Origin of the sequence: Paenibacillus sp. PastF-3 (assembly GCF_029893135.1) — a bacterium.
Taxonomy (GTDB): Bacteria; Bacillota; Bacilli; order Paenibacillales; family Paenibacillaceae; genus Paenibacillus_AQ; species Paenibacillus_AQ nitricinens.
In genome coordinates, this window is sequence record NZ_JARXWM010000012.1 from 78,594 (window position 1) to 99,479 (window position 20,886).

16 protein-coding genes are annotated in these 20,886 nt (G+C 44.1%); 9 read left to right on the top strand and 7 right to left on the bottom strand.

Annotated features, from left to right (window positions below; genetic code table 11):
* Positions 1-51: 51 nt before the first annotated feature.
* Positions 52-1,203 carry a metallophosphoesterase gene (locus tag M2444_RS22010; RefSeq protein ID WP_094876572.1) on the bottom strand — a complete coding sequence of 384 codons (1,152 nt, stop codon included), beginning with the start codon at positions 1,201-1,203 and terminating at the stop codon, positions 52-54.
* A 357-nt stretch (positions 1,204-1,560) separates the two neighbouring features.
* On the opposite strand from M2444_RS22010, the gene M2444_RS22015 reads away from it, so the two are divergent.
* From M2444_RS22015 to M2444_RS22040, 6 genes are all read left to right on the top strand, one after another.
* Positions 1,561-2,601 carry a zinc-dependent alcohol dehydrogenase gene (locus M2444_RS22015; RefSeq protein ID WP_280788035.1) on the top strand — a complete coding sequence of 347 codons (1,041 nt, stop codon included), beginning with the start codon at positions 1,561-1,563 and terminating at the stop codon, positions 2,599-2,601.
* 36 nt (positions 2,602-2,637) lie between these two features.
* Positions 2,638-4,578, top strand: a complete 1,941-nt coding sequence (locus M2444_RS22020; RefSeq protein WP_280788036.1) for an alpha-amylase family protein — start codon at positions 2,638-2,640, stop codon at positions 4,576-4,578.
* A gap of 15 nt (positions 4,579-4,593) precedes the next feature.
* Positions 4,594-5,730, top strand: a complete 1,137-nt coding sequence (locus tag M2444_RS22025) for a sugar ABC transporter substrate-binding protein (protein WP_280788037.1) — start codon at positions 4,594-4,596, stop codon at positions 5,728-5,730.
* Between the two features lie 21 nt (positions 5,731-5,751).
* Entirely contained in the window at positions 5,752-6,411 is a 660-nt protein-coding gene (locus M2444_RS22030) for a dihydrofolate reductase family protein (protein ID WP_280788038.1), read from the top strand.
* Positions 6,412-6,485: 74 nt separating this feature from the next.
* Positions 6,486-7,850: an MATE family efflux transporter gene (locus M2444_RS22035; protein ID WP_280788039.1), complete on the top strand. Its 1,365-nt coding sequence runs from the start codon at positions 6,486-6,488 to the stop codon at positions 7,848-7,850.
* A 178-nt stretch (positions 7,851-8,028) separates the two neighbouring features.
* A complete protein-coding gene (locus M2444_RS22040; protein ID WP_094868485.1) occupies positions 8,029-8,613 on the top strand; it encodes a DUF2238 domain-containing protein in 585 nt (194 codons plus the stop codon).
* A gap of 12 nt (positions 8,614-8,625) precedes the next feature.
* On the opposite strand, the gene M2444_RS22045 is transcribed toward M2444_RS22040, so the two are convergent.
* Both M2444_RS22045 and M2444_RS22050 read right to left on the bottom strand, forming a co-directional pair.
* Complete coding sequence (locus tag M2444_RS22045) at positions 8,626-10,050, bottom strand: HAMP domain-containing sensor histidine kinase (RefSeq protein ID WP_094868484.1); 1,425 nt, start codon at positions 10,048-10,050, stop codon at positions 8,626-8,628.
* Positions 10,047-10,736 carry a response regulator transcription factor gene (locus tag M2444_RS22050; RefSeq protein ID WP_280788040.1) on the bottom strand — a complete coding sequence of 230 codons (690 nt, stop codon included), beginning with the start codon at positions 10,734-10,736 and terminating at the stop codon, positions 10,047-10,049. Before M2444_RS22050 ends, M2444_RS22045 begins: the two co-directional genes overlap by 4 nt.
* Before the next feature lie 199 nt (positions 10,737-10,935).
* On the opposite strand from M2444_RS22050, the gene M2444_RS22055 reads away from it, so the two are divergent.
* A complete protein-coding gene (locus tag M2444_RS22055; RefSeq protein WP_280788041.1) occupies positions 10,936-12,138 on the top strand; it encodes a macrolide family glycosyltransferase in 1,203 nt (400 codons plus the stop codon).
* A 55-nt stretch (positions 12,139-12,193) separates the two neighbouring features.
* Here the strand turns inward: M2444_RS22055 and M2444_RS22060 are convergent, their stop codons facing one another.
* Complete coding sequence (locus M2444_RS22060) at positions 12,194-12,952, bottom strand: SDR family NAD(P)-dependent oxidoreductase (RefSeq protein WP_280788042.1); 759 nt, start codon at positions 12,950-12,952, stop codon at positions 12,194-12,196.
* 138 nt (positions 12,953-13,090) lie between these two features.
* Between M2444_RS22060 and M2444_RS22065 the strand changes: the two genes are divergently transcribed.
* Positions 13,091-13,477 (top strand): MerR family transcriptional regulator, encoded by a 387-nt coding sequence (locus M2444_RS22065; RefSeq protein WP_094868480.1) that lies wholly within the window; start codon positions 13,091-13,093, stop codon positions 13,475-13,477.
* 109 nt (positions 13,478-13,586) lie between these two features.
* Here the strand turns inward: M2444_RS22065 and M2444_RS22070 are convergent, their stop codons facing one another.
* Genes M2444_RS22070 through M2444_RS22080 form a run of 3 tightly spaced genes read right to left on the bottom strand, consistent with a single transcriptional unit; the run spans position 13,587 to position 16,205 of the window.
* Positions 13,587-14,492 carry a DUF5643 domain-containing protein gene (locus tag M2444_RS22070; protein WP_280788043.1) on the bottom strand — a complete coding sequence of 302 codons (906 nt, stop codon included), beginning with the start codon at positions 14,490-14,492 and terminating at the stop codon, positions 13,587-13,589.
* 20 nt (positions 14,493-14,512) lie between these two features.
* Complete coding sequence (locus M2444_RS22075; protein WP_179281476.1) at positions 14,513-15,670, bottom strand: DUF4179 domain-containing protein; 1,158 nt, start codon at positions 15,668-15,670, stop codon at positions 14,513-14,515.
* Positions 15,663-16,205 (bottom strand): sigma-70 family RNA polymerase sigma factor, encoded by a 543-nt coding sequence (locus tag M2444_RS22080; RefSeq protein ID WP_256989671.1) that lies wholly within the window; start codon positions 16,203-16,205, stop codon positions 15,663-15,665. Before M2444_RS22080 ends, M2444_RS22075 begins: the two co-directional genes overlap by 8 nt.
* A 352-nt stretch (positions 16,206-16,557) precedes the next feature.
* Between M2444_RS22080 and M2444_RS22085 the strand changes: the two genes are divergently transcribed.
* Entirely contained in the window at positions 16,558-20,613 is a 4,056-nt protein-coding gene (locus M2444_RS22085; protein ID WP_280788083.1) for a glycosyl hydrolase 53 family protein, read from the top strand.
* Positions 20,614-20,886 lie beyond the last annotated feature (273 nt).

Sequence of the window (20,886 nt, forward strand, 5' to 3'; positions counted from 1 at the left end):
TCTAGGACGTTAATTCTCGTCCAAAGGCTGTCCGCTTTTTTTAAAATCATATTATTTAAAATCAACTTTAATTTGTGCTATCTCACTGTTCGTACCAATGCGTAATGGCGGTCCCCAAGTCCCAACACCAGATGTAACGATGACGTGAGGGCTGTTTGGATTCTTCTGATAGTGTCCGTAATCTACTGTGAACATAGCATTGGTGATTAGATTTGCAGGAAATACTTGTCCTTGATGTGTATGTCCACTAAGTATCAAATCGACGTCATCTCCGTATTCAATCATATTCGTTGGTTGATGATCCATTACGATAACGGGCATAGTGGTATCAATGTTACTCATCACTTCAGAATTAACTGCTCTAGCATTTCCTTGATCACCAATCGGGGATGAATCTCTCCTACCAACTACAACGAATTGATTATCAATAACGACATGCTCATCATTTAGAAGTTTAATGTTACTCTTGTCTATAAAGTTCACAATTTCATCGTAGGATCGTCCTGCATCATGGTTACCTAAACAAGCATAAACCCCATAGGTGGACTGAATAGTATTTAATAACTCTATTCCTTTGGAAGGATTAGAGAGGGCATAGTAGTTTCCATTAAATATATCTCCTGACATCAACACAATATCCGGCTGCATATCATTAATGCGATCAACAACCTCTGCAAGAAACTTCACATCATTTATGTAGCCTAAGTGTAAGTCACTGATTAGAACAATATTTAAATGCTCTAATGAGGTGCTTTTGTGTATTTGGATGGGATACGATACTTCTTTTATCTGATTGGCGTTATAAATCCCATAGGACACCAACCCTATGACTAAAATAAAAACTACTGATCTTGTATGGAAAATAACACGTTTTGGGGCGGGGGAGGGGATGATTTTGATCCATTTACTAATAAGTAAGATGACATCGGAAAGGAGTAACAGCAAGAACAAATAGAAATAGATCCCCATCCAATAGTCCCCGGATTGACCAATAAAATTAACAATACTTGAATCGGTCGTCATAGCTGAAGAGGGCAATAGTAGATTAATAATGATTGTTACCGCACACAAGCTGTAGATGACTCCGTATATAATCCCATTAATATTTGGAAATACATGTTGTAACCATTTAAAAATCTTTCTCGCGATGTAATAGTTACTTGCCGCGTACATAGCGAATATAAACAAAAATGCAAATACCATATGATGCACCGTCCTATTTTTTTAGATTTCAGAGAGCAATCGTTGATAATCAATAATTATGAACAAACTGGTCACATACTCAGTAAGAGTAACATATTTTGTGTGTATTTGAAGATTTCTACCTTATCTTAAAAATCATTTTAAAACAGGAGCCTGCAAAATAGGCCTATTTAAAGGCACACCTTTTCTGATTTTCGAGAGAGGTGTTTTTAATATTTAAAGCGTTTACTTATGTGATGATTATATGAAAATGTAAGTAATAACATTTTACGACATTATTCACCTTACTTTTACATGGGAGTTATGATATGTTTTGGTTGAATATGGATAATTCAAAAGATGAGAGGAAGAATGCGTATGGAAGCGCTGGTGTGGACATCCAATCATAAGCTGGAGCGCTATGAACGGGAAGAACCACAGATTGCAGCCCCGGATGAAGTTAAGATCCGGATTGAGATGACAGGCATTTGCGGAACAGATCTAGCGGTCATCACCGGTAAAGAGGAAGGAGTTCCAGGAATCATTCGCGGTCATGAGGCTGTAGGGACCGTAATCGGAATTGGCAGTAATGTTGATCGTGTTAAGGTGGGGGACCGTGTAGTTATCGATCCGAATCAAAGCTGCAATGAATGTTATTTTTGCTTGAAAGAGCAGCCGCACTTATGTATAGGACCGGATGGAAATGGGATGCCGATTGCTGGTTTGAATAGAAATGGGACATTCACTTTTTTTTACACTACTGCACAAACGTTTGCACACCTTCTGCCTGATCATATGAGCTGGGAAACGGGGGTATTAATTGAGCCGCTTGCCTGTGTGCTGCACAATTTCAAAGAAGCTAATGTCATAGCTGACGATAAGGTGCTCATTCTTGGATCGGGTCCAATGGGACTGTTAAGTCAAAGGGTGAGCAAATCAAAAGCTGCGCTCACGGTAGCGACGGAAATTAATCCCTATCGGTTGGCATTTGCTAGAGAAATCTCGGATTTTGCTCTAACACCATCCCAATTAAATCAAGCTACCGTAGATGAAATCTGTGCGGGACATAAGTTTGATGTGATTATCGATACGGTGGGCACTCAGCTCGAAGTGGCGGAGAAATGGATTGAGCGTGGAGGGCGCATCATTCCTTTTGGAATTAATGCGAAGTATCGGTACACCTTTTCCCCTACCAAATTCGTACAGCAGGCAATCAAAATTATCGCAGCGGGCGAATACCGCTACATGTTCGAGGAAGCTTTGCAATTTGCCGCTGAGAGGCCTGAACTAGAGAAACTGGTGACGAGAAAAGTTAAGCTCAATCAGCACGAAGCAGCAATAAACGAGTTGATCGGCTATGAATTGAACTCTTTGAAGGTGGTTGGGAGTGACACCGTAAAGACGGTTTTTGTTCCCTAAACGTAGAACTGCAATCAACGAGAGGTGGATCTGTTAATGAGCAAAGAAAGCAAATTTAGACTTGTTCAGGATTACTTGTCTATACACAAAGATAAAGACGTCGCGCCAATTTGGATACCTGCTGTGTGGAATGAGTGCAAATATGAGTGTGTTCTTTTCGAAAAAGACGAGGAAATTTGTGTGCATCCGTATGATTTTTTAACAGAGCATTTGAAGTATATAGACAAGCTTTCGTGGAGATATTCGCTTAAGGAACGCACGAATTTAGACGACAGCGCAATCTATTCTTCGTTAATTCGTTATTCGACGGCTTGGGATTACAACCATGATGGGACAATCCAATCTGGTACTTTTTTAAGATTCCTTATTCTTCTGCCGCTGTTAAAGAAAATGGGCATCAATATTCTGTATATGCTTCCAGTGAACCAGTACAGCAGGTTGAATCTGAAGGGAGATATCGGGTCACCTTACGCTGTGCAATCGTTATTCCACTTGGATCAGAACCTACACGATAGCCTGCTGGATGGTATGGAGCAGTTTACGATCCACGATGAGCTCAGCGCTTTGGTAGAAGCTTGTCATTTACTTGATATTAAGACTGTTGTTGATTTCATTCCCCGTGTAACGGCGAAAAACAGTGTGTTCATTACCGAACATCCTGAATGGGTGTATTGGATCAAAATGCAGGAATTAGAAGGCTTTGCACCGCCATCGATTCCTGAGCTTGGATTCTTTGAGGAGTGTACCCCTGACAAATTGGAAACGGTCTACCACAGCCAGGAAACCGCAGCATTTCTGCGGAAGTTCTCGCCGCCGCCCAATGAACTTCATCCACTCCTTTGGCAGCAGTTAAAAGAAAGAGCTGCTAAAAATGGAGATGAGCTATTAACTCTGGTGGAGCAAGAGATGGGGATAACGACCGCTCCCGCGCATTCGGATTGGATTAACGATGTGCAGCCGATTTGGACAGACATTACGTTCTTGCGCCTTTACAAGGACGTCTCTCCGCAAGTGAGACATCTTATAAGTTCGGATCAGGCACCATATGTTCTTTTTGATACGATTAAATGTAATGACTATCCAGGTGAGGAGCCGAATCTGAAGCTGTGGGATGTGTTGGAGGAGGCCGTACGGTTTAATCTCGAAAAGTATGGGATTGATGGTTTCCGTATCGACATCGGACATGTACTTCCTATTCCGCTGTTGACTCGAATTTTTGACACGATTAAAGCGTTGAATCCGAATGCGATCTTGATCAGCGAAGATTTGTTCAATCGTAATCACAAGAAGGCGGCGAGCACCGGCTACAACATTATGCTTGGCAGCGGATGGAATGTCATGACGCATATGAATAAGGACAATCTCGTTTCATTCTTAGAGGAGCTGCCTGAATTAAATATTCATGTGTTCGCCTGTGCAGAAACGGCAGATACGCCTCGGATCACGAGCCGTGGCGGTGTTGAGGTAGCTCGGATGATCGCGGTATTTAATCAATTTCTTCCGAATGCAATTCCATACGTGACGACTGGTTATGAAATGAATGAGGAGCAGCCCCTCAACTGTGGTCTTGGTGACAACACGAACGGAGAGGAGATTTCCCGCGCTTTTTTTAACGTCATGAAAATTAATTGGACTAATCCTGCACCGATGCTGCCACTGCTGACAGAGCTAAGTGAACTTAAGAAAGATTGGCCCCAGCTAGTAAAGCCAGAAAACTTTTTCGTGGCGCAGTCCCCGGAAGGTACAGTTCTGTACGGGTATATGCATGGCGAACAGACGCTGCTCTGCTGCTTTAACTTGAGTGCTGATGCTTCCTGCCAAGTTGATTTGAAGGCTGCGGTACCTGGGCGGTGCCCAATGACCGTAACGCTGGATAGTTCCTTAACGGGCAGTATCGTAGGTCAGACGATAGACAGTATACTGCTAGCACCAAATCAGGCTTTAGTGCTCGTGAACAACCATAGACAAGTTAGTTAAGGGGGAGAGGCAGCGATGGAAAAGATAAACAAAGAAATCATGTTATGGCATGAGTTTGACGGTCCGGGAGATACCTCGATTGAGGTGTTGGAGGGAATTTGCAAGCTGTATACAGAGCGCTTCGGCGTACGAATTACGCCACAAGTGATGAACATTACGGAGTTGACTGCGCGCCTGAACCAAATTAAGGACACTCATCAAGGTCCGCATCTGGCGATGGTTCCTGCGGATATGTCCTCCTATGTTGAGAATGGCCTTTACTCTGAAGTGCCAGGCTGGCAATTCGCAGATGCACTGACTGAAGGGGCACTTTCAACGATGCAACTGGATGGTGTTCAGTATGGTATCCCGGTATTACGGGGCAATCATCTGGTTCTGTATTACAATCCGGAGATATACGCCAGTGCGCCGACGACATGGGACATGTTCGAAGAGGCAGCAGAGAGGTTGTCCGCTCAAGGCATCATACCGATTGGAGCAGATTTACAGCAGGGTTATTGGTTTATTCCGTTTCTTACAGCTTTCGGTGGTTGGCCTGTTCAGGATGGAAAGCCGAATATCGTTACCCCTGAAATGAGGCAGGCGCTTCAGTTCATCCGCGACAAAATGGATCAAGGTGTGATCGTTAGTCTCGATGGCTCTACAGGACTGCTAGAGCAATTCATTGAGGGTAAGATCGGCGCTATTATTTGTGGCGAGTGGATTTATAACCATTTGGATAAGCAGATGAACAACAGGCTTGCGGTTTGCCAGCTTCCGGTCATCGAAGGGCGACAATCACTATCTATGTCTTCTTCCATCGGCCTTATCTACCCCAATCATTCGTTAACGTCTGAGGAGCGGGAAAATATTTTATCCTTCACGCATTTTATGTTGAGTGACGAGTGCCAAACCATGTGGACGCTAGGCGTGCAGCGGATCCCGGCTCAGGAAGAGGTGCTGAACCGTCTAGGTGCCTCTGCTATGCCTAACAAAAAGATGATTTTATCGCTGTTGGATCACGCACGGCCGATGCCGACGTACCCCTTCATGATTCAAGTATGGGAGGCGCTAAATACGGGTCTAACCGAGCTGCCCTTAAGCAATCCTGAACAAGCATTGAAAAAAATAGAACAGGCCATCCAAGCATCCTGGGGCGTATATAAAAGCTAAAAAGAGACGGGGAGAAGAAACATGAAAACAACGATATTCAGCCAAATTTCGATTGACGGTAAGCTCACTATGGGAGCTGGTAATTCGAGTAAGGAGCTTTTTTCTTTGTTTTCCAGTAAGGATATGGAATTCATTCATCTATTCCGGGGGAATGTGCAGGGCATTATGGTCGGCAAAAATACTATTCTGACGGACAATCCCTTTCTTACTAATCGGTATGAGGAGAACAAAAATCCAATCCGGATCATTCCGACGACCACCTTGGATATTCCGCTGGATAGCAATGTGCTCTCGGATGAGGGGAGGACGATTATTGTCACAACCGAGAAAGGGAGGGATGAATATAAAATCAAGCAAATCCGGGAAAGAGGGAAGGAGTGCCTCATCTGCGGTGAGGATAAAGTCGATTTCGTGGAGCTTGAACGTCAGTTGGAAGACAACTTTGGCATTACCAGTTTGATGGTCGAGGGCGGCGGCTTTTTGAACTGGCATATCTTCAATCAAGACATCGTCGATGAAATTATTCTGATGCAGCTCCCGATCATCATAGGCGGTTCCACGAACATTACTTTAGTGGATGGAGACGGGTATCAGCAATTATGCTTTGCGAAAAAGTTCAAGGTTGTAGAAATTCAGCCAAAAGATAATTATACGCTCATGCGCTACAAAAAAGTGATATAACCTCACACAAAGTCATAGACTGCGAATGGCTATGGACGCTGTAAAATCGAGAATATGGGGGTTGTGAACGATTCATGTCAGAGAAAGAGAACTTCTACAAAAGTGTGTATAAAATCGCTGTGCCCGTTACGCTTCAAAGCTTACTGATGGCATTGCTCAATTTGACGGATCAATTGATGGTCGGGCAGCTTGGAGATGTGGCGATTGCCTCGGTGGGGATGTCCACCAAAATATATGGGATCATCGCGGTTGTCTTGGCTGGTTTATCGACGGGTGTATCCATTTATGCAGCCCAGTTTTGGGGGAACAAAGATTCCAAAAGTGTCTCCCAGGTGCTTGGCCTTGGACTGATCGTCGGCTTCGCGTTCTCGTTCTTATTCTCTGCAGCGGTCTTCATCGATTCGCCGCTTTTTCTGAGCATGTTCACGACAGATGCGAATGTAATAGATAATGGGTATATTTTCCTTCAGATCATGTCGATCGGCTTTGTACCTGTCATGCTCACGATGATGTATTCCGCGATTTTGCGTAGTACGGGGCATGCCAAATGGCCGATGTATGTAAGCTTAATTGCTGTTGTTTTGAATATTATACTGAATTACGTACTTATTTTCGGGAACTTCGGTGCTCCAGCGCTTGGTCTGAAGGGCGCGGCTATGGCTACCCTTATTTCCAGGGTGGTAGAATGTTTGTTGATTATTGGTGCCGTGTACCAATATCGTTTACCGGGCGCTGTTGGGCTAAAGAACTTGTTCATCATTCCTAAACCGCTCATCCGCAAGTTTTTTGGAACGACGTATCCGCTGCTGCTGACTGAACTGATCTGGGTATTGGGTGAAACGGCATATGCGATTATCTATAGCCGCATGGGGACGATGGAGATGACGGCGATGACCATTACCTTCCCATTGCAAGGGCTTTGCATCGGCTTATTGTCCGGTCTGGCTAGTGCGGCTGGGGTATTGGTTGGCAACCGTTTGGGCGCGAACGAAACGGACATCGCACTCGATCATGCGAAAAAATTCATTCGTCTTGGCATTATCATCTCTCTAATTGTCGGGGTTATCATTGCGGCAGGCTCGAAGCTGTATGTCTCCGCATTCAATATCTCCGAGGATGCTAAACAGATGAGCGTATATATCGTTATCGTATTCGCTGGATTTCTTTGGGCCAAAGTTTCCAATATGATCATAGCAGGCGGTATTCTAAACAGTGGGGGAGACAGCAAGTTCGTGTTTAGCATGGAATCGACCGCGACATGGCTGATAGGTGTCCCCTCCGGGTTGTTGCTATCATACGTCTGGAAGCAGCCTGTCTACCTTGTATATCTCGTCATATCACTTGAGGAGGTTGTCCGTTTTGGGTTCGGTTACGCCCGGATTTACTCCCGGAAGTGGATGAGGAATTTAGTTAACGATTTGGCTGAAAAAGCGATGTAAGGTCAAAGCACATAAAAGTAAACACACATCCGGGCTGTGGATCGCTCAAGGCTTCCGTGTATTCCCGCCTAAGGGAAAGTCACGGGAGTCTTTTTGTAACTAATGATATGATTGTCGTATGGGGTGGCTTTGAACGGGCGATAATTAATTAAACGAGTCTAGTCAGAAAGGAACTGCTATGCAAGAGACTTCTAGAAACCATAGATTTAATTATTTTTTTGAAATGATTCTCTACCTCATTTGCGGAGTATCAATTGTTTATTTTGGCCTGAATGGAAATTATGATAAAACATTTCAAGCGGCCCTTATCATTCTGGTCCTGTTACTCTTTAAGGGCTTAATCACAAGGACCAACAGCGAACTGCCTCCCGTACTTCAATTTTCGGTGCTGGTCTTTATCACAATCACGATGATGCTCGCCAATTTATTCAATTTGTATGGTGTCATCCCTTACTTAGATAAGATTGAACATCTGCTGTCTGGAATTATTTTATTCTTCGTAGGACGATTCATCTTGTTCAAGTTGGCTAAGCGTAAAGAGCTGGGCGGTCTGCCTTCTAACATCATCACTTGGTTCGCGTTCCTGTTTGCTGTTGCAATGGCTGGAATGTGGGAGATTTATGAGTTTACGGTGGATCATCTCTTTGAGCTTCATTCGCAAAATGGTAGTTTGACCGATACGATGATGGATATGATTTGCGGAACATTGGGCGCTCTCGTCGCTTCCTTCTATTTATTCGTAAAAGCACGCAGAAAAACGTAGCTTTGATCAACGTTAATTTTCACGTTCACTAGGAGACTTCTTAGGAATTCTAATCTGAAAAATGGTTTCCGTCACGGCTTCGTCCAGCAATTGCACGCTGCCATGGTGCAATTCCGCGATTTCCTTGACGATCGAGAGCCCGAGGCCGAGCCCTTCGCCTTTTCTTCCACCGTCGGCGCGGTAGAAACGCTCGAAGATATGCTCGCGATCCTTCAGGGCGATACCTTTACCCCGGTTTTTGACCGTGAGAGCCACTTCCTCTTGTTCCTCCGTTAGTCCAATTCCCAGATAATGTCCCTCTTCACCGTAACGAACGGCATTGTCCAGCAAGTTGCGCAAAGCACGTTCGATTAGCGGTGCGTCGATCATGACCTCGACATCTGTATCTTGGATGTCTGCCTCCACCACGATGTTCTTATCGTCCAGGAATAAGAGGTACTCGGCTGCGATCCTTCGCATTAATTCCGACAGATTATGCGGAGCGAGCTGAAGCCGAAGTAGATGCTCTTCTTGACGGGTAATGTCAAGTAATTGATCAAGCAGCTTATCCATGTAGCGAGAGCGCTGCAGGATGATTTTGGCCCCGGACTGAAGCTCGTTCTCATTCTTGTACGCACCGGTTCGGATCATCTCGGCATAACCCAAAATCATAGTTAATGGCGTTCGCAAATCGTGAGACAGGTCCGATAAGAGCAGTCTTCGCCGATGTTCTAACTGTTCGATGTGGGCAGACTGGCTCTGGATACGCTTTGCCATTGAATTGTAGTGCTGAGTCAGCTGAGCAATCTCGTCCCTCGACTTATCCTCCAGCACGATGATATCGCGTCGGATTCCAACTTGGTTCAGCGCGTTGTTCAGTTTTGTAATGCGACGATCGGTGGAAGAGAAAAACCATAAGGAAAGGAGATAGGGTAGCAACAACGCCAGTAACAGAGGTAAAATAAATGTTAATAAAGCCTTATACGTTCGGAGAAAAAAATATATTTGTCCAGATGTCATGTCTTCGCTGGATAAACTCAATAACATGTAATAGGATCGATGATCATGGGCAACGGAATAAGTGAGAGTGATCGGAGTATTTTCACCCCAAAGATTATTTGGCATATGGTCAACACGGTCGGCTAATTTGCGGAAGTCGTAGGAATTATTCTCGCCGGCGGAATCATACAGCGTCGACCCGTCCTCAGCCAGCCACTCTAGGCGGATCTTGGAATGCGGGCGTAGTACTTCTTCCAGAAGGGGTTGAACCTCTGGTCCCGAGTAGGCGTCTTGCCGTTCTATAGCCGCAAGTGCTTCATGTGAGATGGCGTTTAACGTCTTCAGATCATATCCTGGGGTCCAAGTCTTCCCGGTCATTAGGGTAATCGTAATAAACAAGACGATGCTTCCTGCGGCACTGGATAGCATCATCAGCCATAGCTTAGTTCGTCTCTTCATCGTCCGTCACCTGAGAGGCGGTAGCCGATGCCGCGAATAGTATGAAGATTAGATTGGGACCCGGGTGCGCTTTCAAGTATTTTTCGGATGCGGCTGATGAAGACGCTGAGGTTGTTGGCGTCATAGTTTTCATGCTGCCAAACTTGCTTGTATATTTCTCCTTTTGTTAGTACACGGTCAGGATTGAGCATGAACACTTGCAGTAGATGGCATTCGACTGGAGTCAGTCCATGTTGTTGCCCATCATTATGTAGTACATAATTGTCGATATCCAGAATAAGCTTATTCAATTGAATCACATGGGGCCGGCTAAATGTCTCGGGATGGCGCCTGCGGAAATGGGCCTGTATCCGCGCCAGCAGTTCCATTGGACTGAAAGGCTTGGTCATATAATCGTCGGCTCCCAGTCCAAGCGCATCAATTCTGTCCTCCACCTCTCTTCTCGCACTAAGCGCAATAACCAGCGTTTCCGGACGATGTTCCCGCAAGTAGCGTAGAACTTCGAAACCGTTACCGTCGTCCATCATGATGTCCAGAACGATCAGTGAGAAAGGCTGCGTTTGTAGCTGTAGGATTGCCTGCCGCCCAGACTCCGCTTCGGAGATGTCCCATCCCGCACGTTCCAGATGTAAGCGAATAAGCTCACGAATGTCGGGTTCATCATCGACGATCAGAATCTTGTCCATGTTTTCATCACTCTCCATTCTTCGCTAAATATGTTTTCATTATTATAGTAAGATTCGATAAAATTAGATTAGAATATTATTTGGAGATTTTGATAAGTAGAAGTCGGTTCTTAGATAAACATATAATGGGTACATTGAAAAGGACAAAAGAGGGAGCTACATACATCGTAACTAAGGTCATAACTGAGGAGTGGTAGGCATGGCACGTGTCTTATTTATTAATGCTGGATCAGAGGGACATATCAATCCAACGATTGGTGTTGTACAGGAGCTTATTTCTCGTGGAGAAGAGGTAATGTACTTCACTATAGAAGCTTTTCGGGAGCGTATGGAGGAGACAGGTGCTATAGTACGGACATTGGACGCTCAACAATTTGTAAAGGCCTTTATTTCAGGTGGAAGGGATTATCTGCTTGAAAGAGTCAATGGGCTTTTACTTACGGCGGATATCGTTATACCAAGCGTTCTTGAACAGATCAAAGGGGAGCATTTCGATTACATCATCCATGATTCGATGTTTGGTTGTGGACGTTTACTGGCTCAAATTCTTAATCTTCCTGCAATCAACTCTTGTACTTCTTTTGCACAGACTAAGGAATCATTTGATCAAATCATGGAACGATTCTACACAGAAGCCCCTGCAGAAATAGTAAAAGCTGTAGACGATAGATTTCAAAGTCTGACCTTAAAAATAAAGGAACAATACGGTGTACAGATTCACTCTCCTTATGAAGTGTTCTGTAATCCTGCACCACTTACCATCGTGTATACGACAAGGGAGTTTCAACCTTATGGAGAAGCCTTCGACCCATCATATAAATTCGTTGGTCCTTCCATCTCTGCACGATTAACGTCAGATCATTTTGAATTTTCTGCAATCAAGGGGAAGGACCTAATTTACATTTCAATGGGTACGGTCTTCAACCAAGCAAGTGATTTCTATAAGCTTTGTTTTGAGGCATTCGGGAATACGGATCATACGATTGTTATGTCCATTGGGAACAAAGTGCAAATCTATGATTTGGGAGAAATTCCTCACAACTTCATAGTTAAAAACTATGTTCCACAGACGGATATATTACAGTACACAAAAATATTCATTACGCATGGTGGAATGAATAGTGCGCATGAAGGTCTCTACTATGGGGTTCCGCTAATTGTAATCCCACAAAGTGCGGATCAGCCGATCATTGCGGAGCAAGTCGTCAATCTTGGAGCGGGCATTAAATTACAAATGCAAGGATTAACTGCAACTGAACTGCGTGAAGCTGTAGAGCGTGTGCTCACCCTTCCGTCATTCCCAAAAGCTGTTGCAACGACTAAAGATTCTTTTCGAACATCGGGTGGAGCTCATCAAGCTGTTGATGAGATTTTCGAATGGAAGTGTCAATATCTTGGTTAGTGTGCATGGCCATCCGTTGAAGGATGGCCATATTTGTTTAACTTTCGAGACAAGCCTATCGCGTACTCTCCACATAATTAAAAATAGCGTCTCTCAACTCAAACTCATACGTCAAACCATTCACAAGTCCTACCATATGATTGCTGTCATACAGATCAAGCATGAAGCCAGCCATTTCCTTCGCGGTATGGAATTTCCGCACAGCGCCGTGATATTCGAAGTTCGTGACATCAAAAGCACGCTTCGCGAATTCTGTTTCTGTTGCGGCAGGTGCCAACACTTTAGCCTGCATAGGTGCACCTTGACTCTTTAATTCATGAGAGAGTCCTTCGGTAAATGCACTTACATAAAACTTGGTCGCGCAGTAGGTTATAGCATTGCCCACAAGGGTGTAGCCGCCACCAGATGAAACGTTGATTAATTGCGTTCCTTCAACAGTAGAATAGTCACGAACGAAAAGAGAGGAGAGTATGGTTAACGCTTCTATGTTCAGATGTAGCATTGTAGTTATTTTATTTAAGTCTTGCTCGGCTACTGAAGCGAAGTTCCCAAATCCGGCATTGTTGATCCAGGTTTCGATGGCATATCCTTGCAGGCTCTCATACAACGTATAAGCATTCTCGATAACGGATAAGTCAGCCGTTTGAATGACGACCTCTATATTCGGTTGAATCCGGGCAATTTCAGACTGTAATTCCTCCAGCTGTTCCTTTCTGCGGGCCACAAGGATTAAGTTTTTTCCACGAGAAGCAAAAGCTAGGGCTGTTTCATAACCTATCCCTGAACTAGCGCCGGTAATTACAGTGTATTTCATGTGAATGCCTCCTATTTTTTCTACGAGAATGTAATTCGATCTTAAAGCGATTTGATTATATAGGTTAGAGTTTACTCTAAGGCAAATGTTTTTTATAATCAGGGTGACTTTCAAAATAAAATAGAGTAGAGGATATGCATGTACACGATTAGCGAGGTATCCAAGTTATTGGGGATAACCACATATACACTGAGATATTATGAAAAAGAAGAGATCGTTGCTCCGATACGAAATGCCAATGGGGAAAGGGTATATGATGATACTCATCTTGCTTGGCTGCGATTTGTGCTGAGGTTAAAGCAAACCCAAATGCCCATCTCACAAATCAGGCAATATGCCCAGTTATATTTAGAAGGAGAACATACAAGCCAAGCCCGCTTGAATCTTCTGGAAGATCATAGAAGCTCAGTTCAGGATCAAATCAGACATTTAACAGAGACAGAGAAGATGCTGAACGACAAAATTGCTAATTACAAGGTCTTCATTCGAAAAGGGAATACACTGGATTTGTCTATGGATGACTAGTAGTACAATTACGTTTTATCCATGCAAAAGGGGAGTACCTCAGGCCTTACGGCCAACAGGTACTCCCCTTTTCCTCCTAAATATGGATCTGTTGCTGCGATAACGATTATTATTTCAAAGGAATTTTGATCTCCAGTTGTTTGTTGTAATTCTTAACTACATTGCCTTTGGCATCTACTTTATAAGCCCCGGTAGTGCCTTTTTCAAATACCGCTTGATAAGGTCTGATAATGAGATATTCTGCGGCCGGGCGAAGCGCCTCGAACAATAAATCTTCAGAAACAGTATTCTGGGTTGTTGCAACAGATTCCCGTGCAATATATTCTAATTCGTTTCCCAGATTATCATAAATATCATATCCTAAAGCCTGTGCTTGGGTAGCAACACCTTTCACTGCTAAAGCAATGCGCACAGAAGTCTCTCCCACAGCAACATGATTGGTTTTGATTTCAAATTGGTTGTCTTTCTTTAAAGCGGGTAGCTGAATGTTACGCGCTACTCCTGCTTGCTTGAGAGAAAACTTTAGTACATACGGATCTTCGATTCCGTTAAGCTTCACATGGATGCTCAATTCAGAGGAAGCTAGGCTTGCCTTTTGCTGTTCAGTTAGCCATCCGGTCTGCAATACAACAACCGCCTTGTTGGCGTCAGCATCACTGATCCAGCGTGGTGATTGTAAATCAATCCCTCCTGGTCCAGAGATCTTGGCGTCTATCCCCACAATGGTTCCTTCTGCCAGATAAGTTTCACCTTTCTCATTCAAGGTTACTCCTGCGAGCATTCCTGAGCACAGGGATCCCTCACGGTTCAGATCGATCTTAATATAATTACCGTCAAACTGTGCACTGCCCTTTAAAGTAAGCTGATCGTGTGAATCGGCGACTTTTGTTGTATTCAGGGAAGCTTCAGCGGCGGTTTGAACACTGGCTGCTTGGGTTAGCGCCGGCATTCCCAACGCTCCAAGGCATACAGCAGCACTTAAAATTACAGACAGTTTCGTAGTCATTTTCTTCATGAAATCCATCTCCTTAGTTTTTATTTAACTAGCACGTTTATTTCCAGACCGTCGATATAATGCTTCATAGGATTTCCAGCATGGTCTATTTTGAATGCGCCACTCTTACTTTTTGGGTCCTCGAACTCATAAAGATAGCCACGGATTGTGAGCATATTGGGATGTTTCTCGAACGGCTCTACAAGCAGATTCAGATCCCGCGATCTATTGGAAGACAGGAGTGCTTTTTGTGATATATTTTGCAGAACCATCCCCTGTTCGTCCATCACTTCAAAGCCAAATGTATTAAAATCTGCGTAATCGCCGCCAGTCTCTTGTTCAAGCTTAAGCAACAGACGTGTGGTTAATGGGCTATATTCCAGCTTTTGCAGCGTCAGACTCCATTCCTTTGCTTGTGCACGTATATCAGGTACGGCAATACTATTTTCTGTGACCTTCCGTGCAGGAATCTCTAGAATATATGGTGTATCTATACCGTTTAAGAGAAGGGTTACAGTCAGTACAAATTGATCAGGAAAAGGCTTGGTGATCCCCAAATTCGAAGCATCCACCAGTTCAAAAATAGCTGTATTCTGCTCCTTGCCTTCCATCCAGGATAGAAAAGGAACAGCTTCCCAACGACCATCTGAGAATTGCTCCATTGAAACCCCATCGATCAATACTTCTGCTGACATTATCGAACCTTTCCCTAGAAAAGGTTTGCCATCTGCTCCAATCGTCACCCCGGCAAGCTTACCGTCCAGCCCTTCTCCCTCACGTTTCACTGAGAATGCCAATCGGTTGCCATCAAATACTGCTTCTTCGGCAGACAAGGTGATTCCATCATGCGTATCACTGCTATTCGGTCGGGTGATCAGACCCAGACGCTGAGCGGCCTGCAATCCTATATCATCTGCCCTTTCAAAAATCCCACCAATCAATGGAAGCTGCTTGAGCGCATTGGCCAATGTTGGCGGATAGACGGCCGTTAGCATAACACTTAGCACTATCGCTGCAGATACAGCAGCTGCGATTTTTGGATATATCCGTTTTTTCTTTTCCTTTTTCACAGGATCCTGGACAATTGTGGCGAGCGATGCATAAATGGAATCCTGCCGCGACCGCAGTAAAGGAGGAAGCTCCTGTGTATTAGCCTTTCCTAGCTCCCTGATCTGCTTCTCTAAATGGTTATTATTCATTAGCAAGACCCTCCTCCCGCACAGGATGTATCTGTTTGGACAACAATCTCCGTGCGCGATGAAGTCGTGCTCTGACCGCTCCCTCGGAGATGTCGAGCACATCTGCAATCTGCTTAATGGATAAATCGTCATAATAAAAAAGCACGATAGCAAGCCGCAGGGATTCGTCCAACTGATTAATGAAGCTTTGCAGGTCTACGTTGCCTGAATCTTCAAAATGCACATAGGAATCGACCGGTTCTTCGGGAATCTCCGCCACAGCGATAGTTCGCTCTCGCATACGAAGTAACTGATTGCATTCATTAATCAGGATGCGTATAACCCACGTTTTAAAAAACTTAGGCTGTTTAAGGTTGGTGAGCCCTTTATACACCTTCAGTGTCGTTTCCTGAAGAGCATCCGCGCAATCTTCATCTTTTAGCAGAATGGTTTTGGCTAATCTGTACAACTGGGATTCCAGTTGCCTGAAAAGACGGGTAAACGCCTCATGGTCGCCTTTCTGCGCTTTTTTGATATCCAGTTCGTTTTCCAGCAAATGATTGTTCCTCCTTGAGGGCCCTCTGTATGATTAGATGGAGAAGGCATACAAAAAGTTATATTTGGATAAAAAAATCTAAAATCTATTTAATATCATCTATTCCAGAATAATGGAAAATGAAGATTAAAGCCTATAAAGCTTGCTTAAGCATACAAAATGTTATCTTTTCATCCGTTACTAAATATTTTAACTATTGGTATATTGATTTGTAAGTGCTTACATAAATCAGAACGCGCACATATGCATCTAAAAATTTAGAATGGAAGGTGATCAGAACGTGAGAGTTAATCAAAAGGGTATCTCTGCATTTTTAGCAGTGTTGTTGCTGCTAAGTTCATTCTCATTCAACATGAGGAGTGCTTTGGCTGCAGATTCGAACAGTTCTTTAATAGTAAATGGCGGTTTCGAGGACAATTTCTGGGAAGATGGATCATGGAGTGTCGATGCGGCAGATTGGGATCAGGTAGAAATTAAGCATTTTGCATATGCCGATGATACTTGGCTAAATCCAGCTGAAGGTGCTCATGCTTTTAAATATTGGATTAACAAAGTTGCTACTGGAAACCAGACCATCTCGCTTAAGCAGACTATAACGAACCTCCCTGCGGGAAGTTATGAGCTCTCAGTCAAGTCGATGGGCGGTGCTGAGAATGAAACGGGGAATGTTGAATTGTTTGCGGGTGACGAGAAGGCATCCGCTGTTGCTACCACTGGCTATAATGCTTGGGGAACACTCAACCTGAAATTTATCCTGAAGCAGGCTACTCCGAGTCTTGAGGTCGGTGCGAATATAAGCGGCGCTCCAAGCGCATATGGATTTTTGGACAGCTTTGAGTTGAAACAAGTGAGTACGGATACGACCCTGCCGGTGCCGGCAGATATTTTTGTGAAGAAGGTGGAAGGACTTCAGCCTGATTTTATTAAGGGCGTGGACATCTCCAGTATTATTTCTTTAGAGAATAGCGGAGTCAAATTTTATAATGAAGGCGGAGCTGAGCAGGATATATTTCAAACCGTACATGAAGCCGGGGTTAATTACGTTCGGGTACGGATATGGAATAATCCTTTTGATACAGCTGGAAAAGGTTATGGTGGGGGCAATAATGATCTGGCAACCGCGATTGAAATTGGTAAAAGGGCGACCGCAAACGGCATGAAGCTGCTAGTGGACTTCCATTATTCCGACTTTTGGGCCGATCCGGCCAAGCAGCATACGCCGAAGGCATGGGCCAATTTGAGTTTTGAAGATAAGAAGACTGCACTTTACGAATATACCAAAGTAAGTCTGCAAGCCCTGCTTAATGCAGGAATTGATATTGGTATGGTTCAGGTAGGCAATGAAACGAATGGACAATTCGTTGGTGAATCTAATTGGACGAAGATGAGCCAATTGTTCAATGAGGGAAGTAAAGCCATTCGGGAGATCAATCCGAATATTCTGGTTGCTCTGCATTTTACAAATCCGGAGTCGGCAGGCAGATATGCCACTATAGCGAAGAATTTGCAAGATAACAATGTAGACTATGATGTGTTTGCAAGTTCTTATTATCCATTCTGGCACGGTACATTAAGCAATTTGACAGCTGTGTTGAAGCAAGTGGCTGATACTTATGGAAAAAAAGTAATGGTAGCAGAAACCTCTTACGCGTATACCGCTGAGGATGGGGATGGACACGGAAATACAGCACCGCAAAGCTCAGGTCAAACCTTAAACTATCCTATAAGCGTTCAAGGTCAGGCCACTTCGGTTAGAGATGTAATTGCAGCGGTTGCGAATGTGGGTAAAGCGGGAATTGGCGTGTTTTATTGGGAGCCTGCATGGCTTCCGGTAGGTTCGAAAGACAATCTGGAGCAGAATAAGTTGATTTGGGAACAGTACGGTTCCGGTTGGGCATCCAGCTACGCGAAGGAATATGACCCTGATGATGCAGGGGAATGGTATGGCGGAAGTGCCGTTGATAACCAGGCTTTGTTTGATTTTAACGGACATCCGCTTGCCTCGCTGAATGTGTTCAAATATGTGAATACAGGCGCAGTGGCCCCTATTGCTGTAGATGAAATTAAGGATGTTTCGATAACGGCGATTGCTGGGGAGCCCATTCATCTGCCAACAGAGGTAAGTGTTACTTACAATGATGGAAGTTCCGGCAAGATGTCAGTCGTTTGGGATCAAGTTGCGCTTGAGCAAGCCATTAGTAAGGGCGCGGGCAGCTATGTGATCGGTGGAACGGTGGAAGGCGGTCAGGTGGTAAAGGCTTTTCTAGTTATTAAAAAAGAGAACTTTATCGTCAACGCAGGCTTTGAAAATAGTGATAGAAGCATGTGGAAAATCACCTATGCTGACGTTAATGCTCCACATACAGACTACCAAAATAAAGTTACTGATGCCAAAACAGGCAACTATTCACTACATTTCTACTCTGCGAAAGCAGTGGATTTTAGAGTAGAGCAGACTATTTCTGGTCTGAAGCCGGGATATTATAATCTTTCGATGTTTATTCAAGGGGGAGATGCTGCCAACCCCAATATGAATCTATTTGCTGTAACGGATGGTAAGGAAGTGAAAGTAAACACCGGTGTGAAAGGATGGGCACAGTGGAATAATCCTGAGATCCAGGATATTCTCGTTACCGATGGAACCCTTACAATCGGAGCTAATATCAAAGCAGATGGCGGCGCATGGGGATCGATTGATGATTTCTATCTAAGCTTTGTCAAAGGTATTGAGGAATCTGCTATTGTTGATACGAATGCAGAAGTACAAAATATCACATCTATGACAGCTACAGTTGGAGGAAACATCACTTCGGACGGTGGTGCTACGGTTACAGAGCGCGGAATGGTATATTCTACTAGTGCCAATCCGACAATTGAGGATGGTAAGGCTATAGCTGAATCAGGTGGAACAGGAGCCTTTTTAGTAAGTCTTACAGGACTTCAGTCTGGATCTACCTATCATGTACGTGCCTATGCTGTGAATGGAGTCGGAGTAAGCTACGGACAAGAGATTACGTTTACAACATTAAGTTCCAGTGCAAGCTTGAACAGCTTGAATTTGAGTGGGATAATATTGGATCAAACAGTGAGCGGAAGTGTATACGATTATACAGCGAATGTACCGTATTCCTTATCTAACTTCACAGTAACGGCAACGGCCAGTGATGCGGTTTATGGCACCTTGACAGCGAATATGTATAATAGTGCCAATACGCTTGTGGCGGGTCCGATAAGTTTGGCAAGTGGGGCTACCAGCATAGAGCTTCCTCTTGAAGTCGGTAGTAATAAATTGGAGTTATTCGTAATTGCCCAAGATGGTACAGGTACGAGATATACAGCAATGATAACGAGAGCTGTGCAAGATAACGGTTCTGATGGCAATGGAAACGGTGGTAATGATGGTGGTAGTACCTCTAATCTATTACTTCCGGTTATCTCCTCCAATGGGAAACTGACGCTTCCTGCAGGTCAAGCGGGCGAAGTCAGACTGGATAATGGGCTTGTTATTTCTATTCCAGCTAATGCTTCAGGCAAGCAGTTGGTATTAACGATTGAGAAAGTGCTCCAAACAGAGAGTCTTCTCAGCAATCATGAGATTTTCGTAAGCCCGATCTATGAAGTTCTAAAAAACTTCGCGGAGAACTTTAGTAAACCAGTCACGATAACCTTTGTGTTCGATTCAGGACAAGTGAAGAGCGGTCAAACTGTAGCGATCTTTTATTATGATGAAGTGAAGAAGAGCTGGGTGAAAGTTAATGGCGGCAAAATAGATGGAAATCGTATTGCTGCAGATGTGGAGCACTTTACGAAGTTTGCTGTACTCGTAGTGGATCAAGCGACTGGATTACCAGTAACAAATGCATCTGAACCGACAACAGAAGCTGGGTTAAGTGATATCTCCGGACATTGGGCGGAGGCCAATATTAAGCGAGCGGTGAGCGAAGGGATCGTCAAGGGTTATACCGACGGAACGTTCAAGCCGAATGCTGCGGTGACACGCGCTGAATTTGCGGTGATGCTGATGAATGTGCTGAAGCCTACTGGAAACGGTGTGGAACTGGGCTTCACAGATACAATCCCTGCTTGGGCCGAGAAGTCCATTGCACAAGCCTTAGAGGCGAAGATTATACGCGGCTATGAGGATGTTACCTTCCGTCCGGCAGCGAGCATAACACGTTCGGAGCTAGCAGTTATGATCGCTAGAGCAGCAGGAGTAGATTTAACAACGGCGGCATCAACGGGCTTTGCTGATGATAGCCAAATTCCTGCATGGGCAAAGGATGCAGTTGCAGCCGTGAAGAAATCAGGCATTGTGAGCGGACGTAACGGCAATGTATTTGCACCAAATGAGACAGCAACAAGAGCAGAGGCAGTGACCATCATCATGAATTTATTGCAAACTAAATAGTAAGCTTACTTGAGTAAGAAAATAGACCGTCCGAGGGACGGTCTATTTTCTATGTACGCCCAAGCTAGGCATTCAAAAAGAAGAACCAGCAGAGTCTGCTGGTTCTTCTAACTTATATATAATTTGCATGCAAGAAAAGTTCATGATATTATAAGATAATCACTGTTTATTTCGCTTTTTTGAGCATAAATGTAACATCTTATCTACAATATTATAATACCATGTAGATTAACAGTTTGTCAAATTTTAATTTTTGCTTCTTTATAACAAGAC

Coding starts and splice junctions, on each gene's coding strand:
- M2444_RS22010 (WP_094876572.1), bottom strand. CDS start 1,203: ATGGTATTTGCATTTTTGTTTATATTCGCTATGTACGCGGCAAGTAAC.
- M2444_RS22015 (WP_280788035.1), top strand. CDS start 1,561: ATGGAAGCGCTGGTGTGGACATCCAATCATAAGCTGGAGCGCTATGAA.
- M2444_RS22020 (WP_280788036.1), top strand. CDS start 2,638: ATGAGCAAAGAAAGCAAATTTAGACTTGTTCAGGATTACTTGTCTATA.
- M2444_RS22025 (WP_280788037.1), top strand. CDS start 4,594: ATGGAAAAGATAAACAAAGAAATCATGTTATGGCATGAGTTTGACGGT.
- M2444_RS22030 (WP_280788038.1), top strand. CDS start 5,752: ATGAAAACAACGATATTCAGCCAAATTTCGATTGACGGTAAGCTCACT.
- M2444_RS22035 (WP_280788039.1), top strand. CDS start 6,486: ATGTCAGAGAAAGAGAACTTCTACAAAAGTGTGTATAAAATCGCTGTG.
- M2444_RS22040 (WP_094868485.1), top strand. CDS start 8,029: ATGCAAGAGACTTCTAGAAACCATAGATTTAATTATTTTTTTGAAATG.
- M2444_RS22045 (WP_094868484.1), bottom strand. CDS start 10,050: ATGAAGAGACGAACTAAGCTATGGCTGATGATGCTATCCAGTGCCGCA.
- M2444_RS22050 (WP_280788040.1), bottom strand. CDS start 10,736: ATGGACAAGATTCTGATCGTCGATGATGAACCCGACATTCGTGAGCTT.
- M2444_RS22055 (WP_280788041.1), top strand. CDS start 10,936: ATGGCACGTGTCTTATTTATTAATGCTGGATCAGAGGGACATATCAAT.
- M2444_RS22060 (WP_280788042.1), bottom strand. CDS start 12,952: ATGAAATACACTGTAATTACCGGCGCTAGTTCAGGGATAGGTTATGAA.
- M2444_RS22065 (WP_094868480.1), top strand. CDS start 13,091: ATGTACACGATTAGCGAGGTATCCAAGTTATTGGGGATAACCACATAT.
- M2444_RS22070 (WP_280788043.1), bottom strand. CDS start 14,492: ATGAAGAAAATGACTACGAAACTGTCTGTAATTTTAAGTGCTGCTGTA.
- M2444_RS22075 (WP_179281476.1), bottom strand. CDS start 15,670: ATGAATAATAACCATTTAGAGAAGCAGATCAGGGAGCTAGGAAAGGCT.
- M2444_RS22085 (WP_280788083.1), top strand. CDS start 16,558: ATGAGGAGTGCTTTGGCTGCAGATTCGAACAGTTCTTTAATAGTAAAT.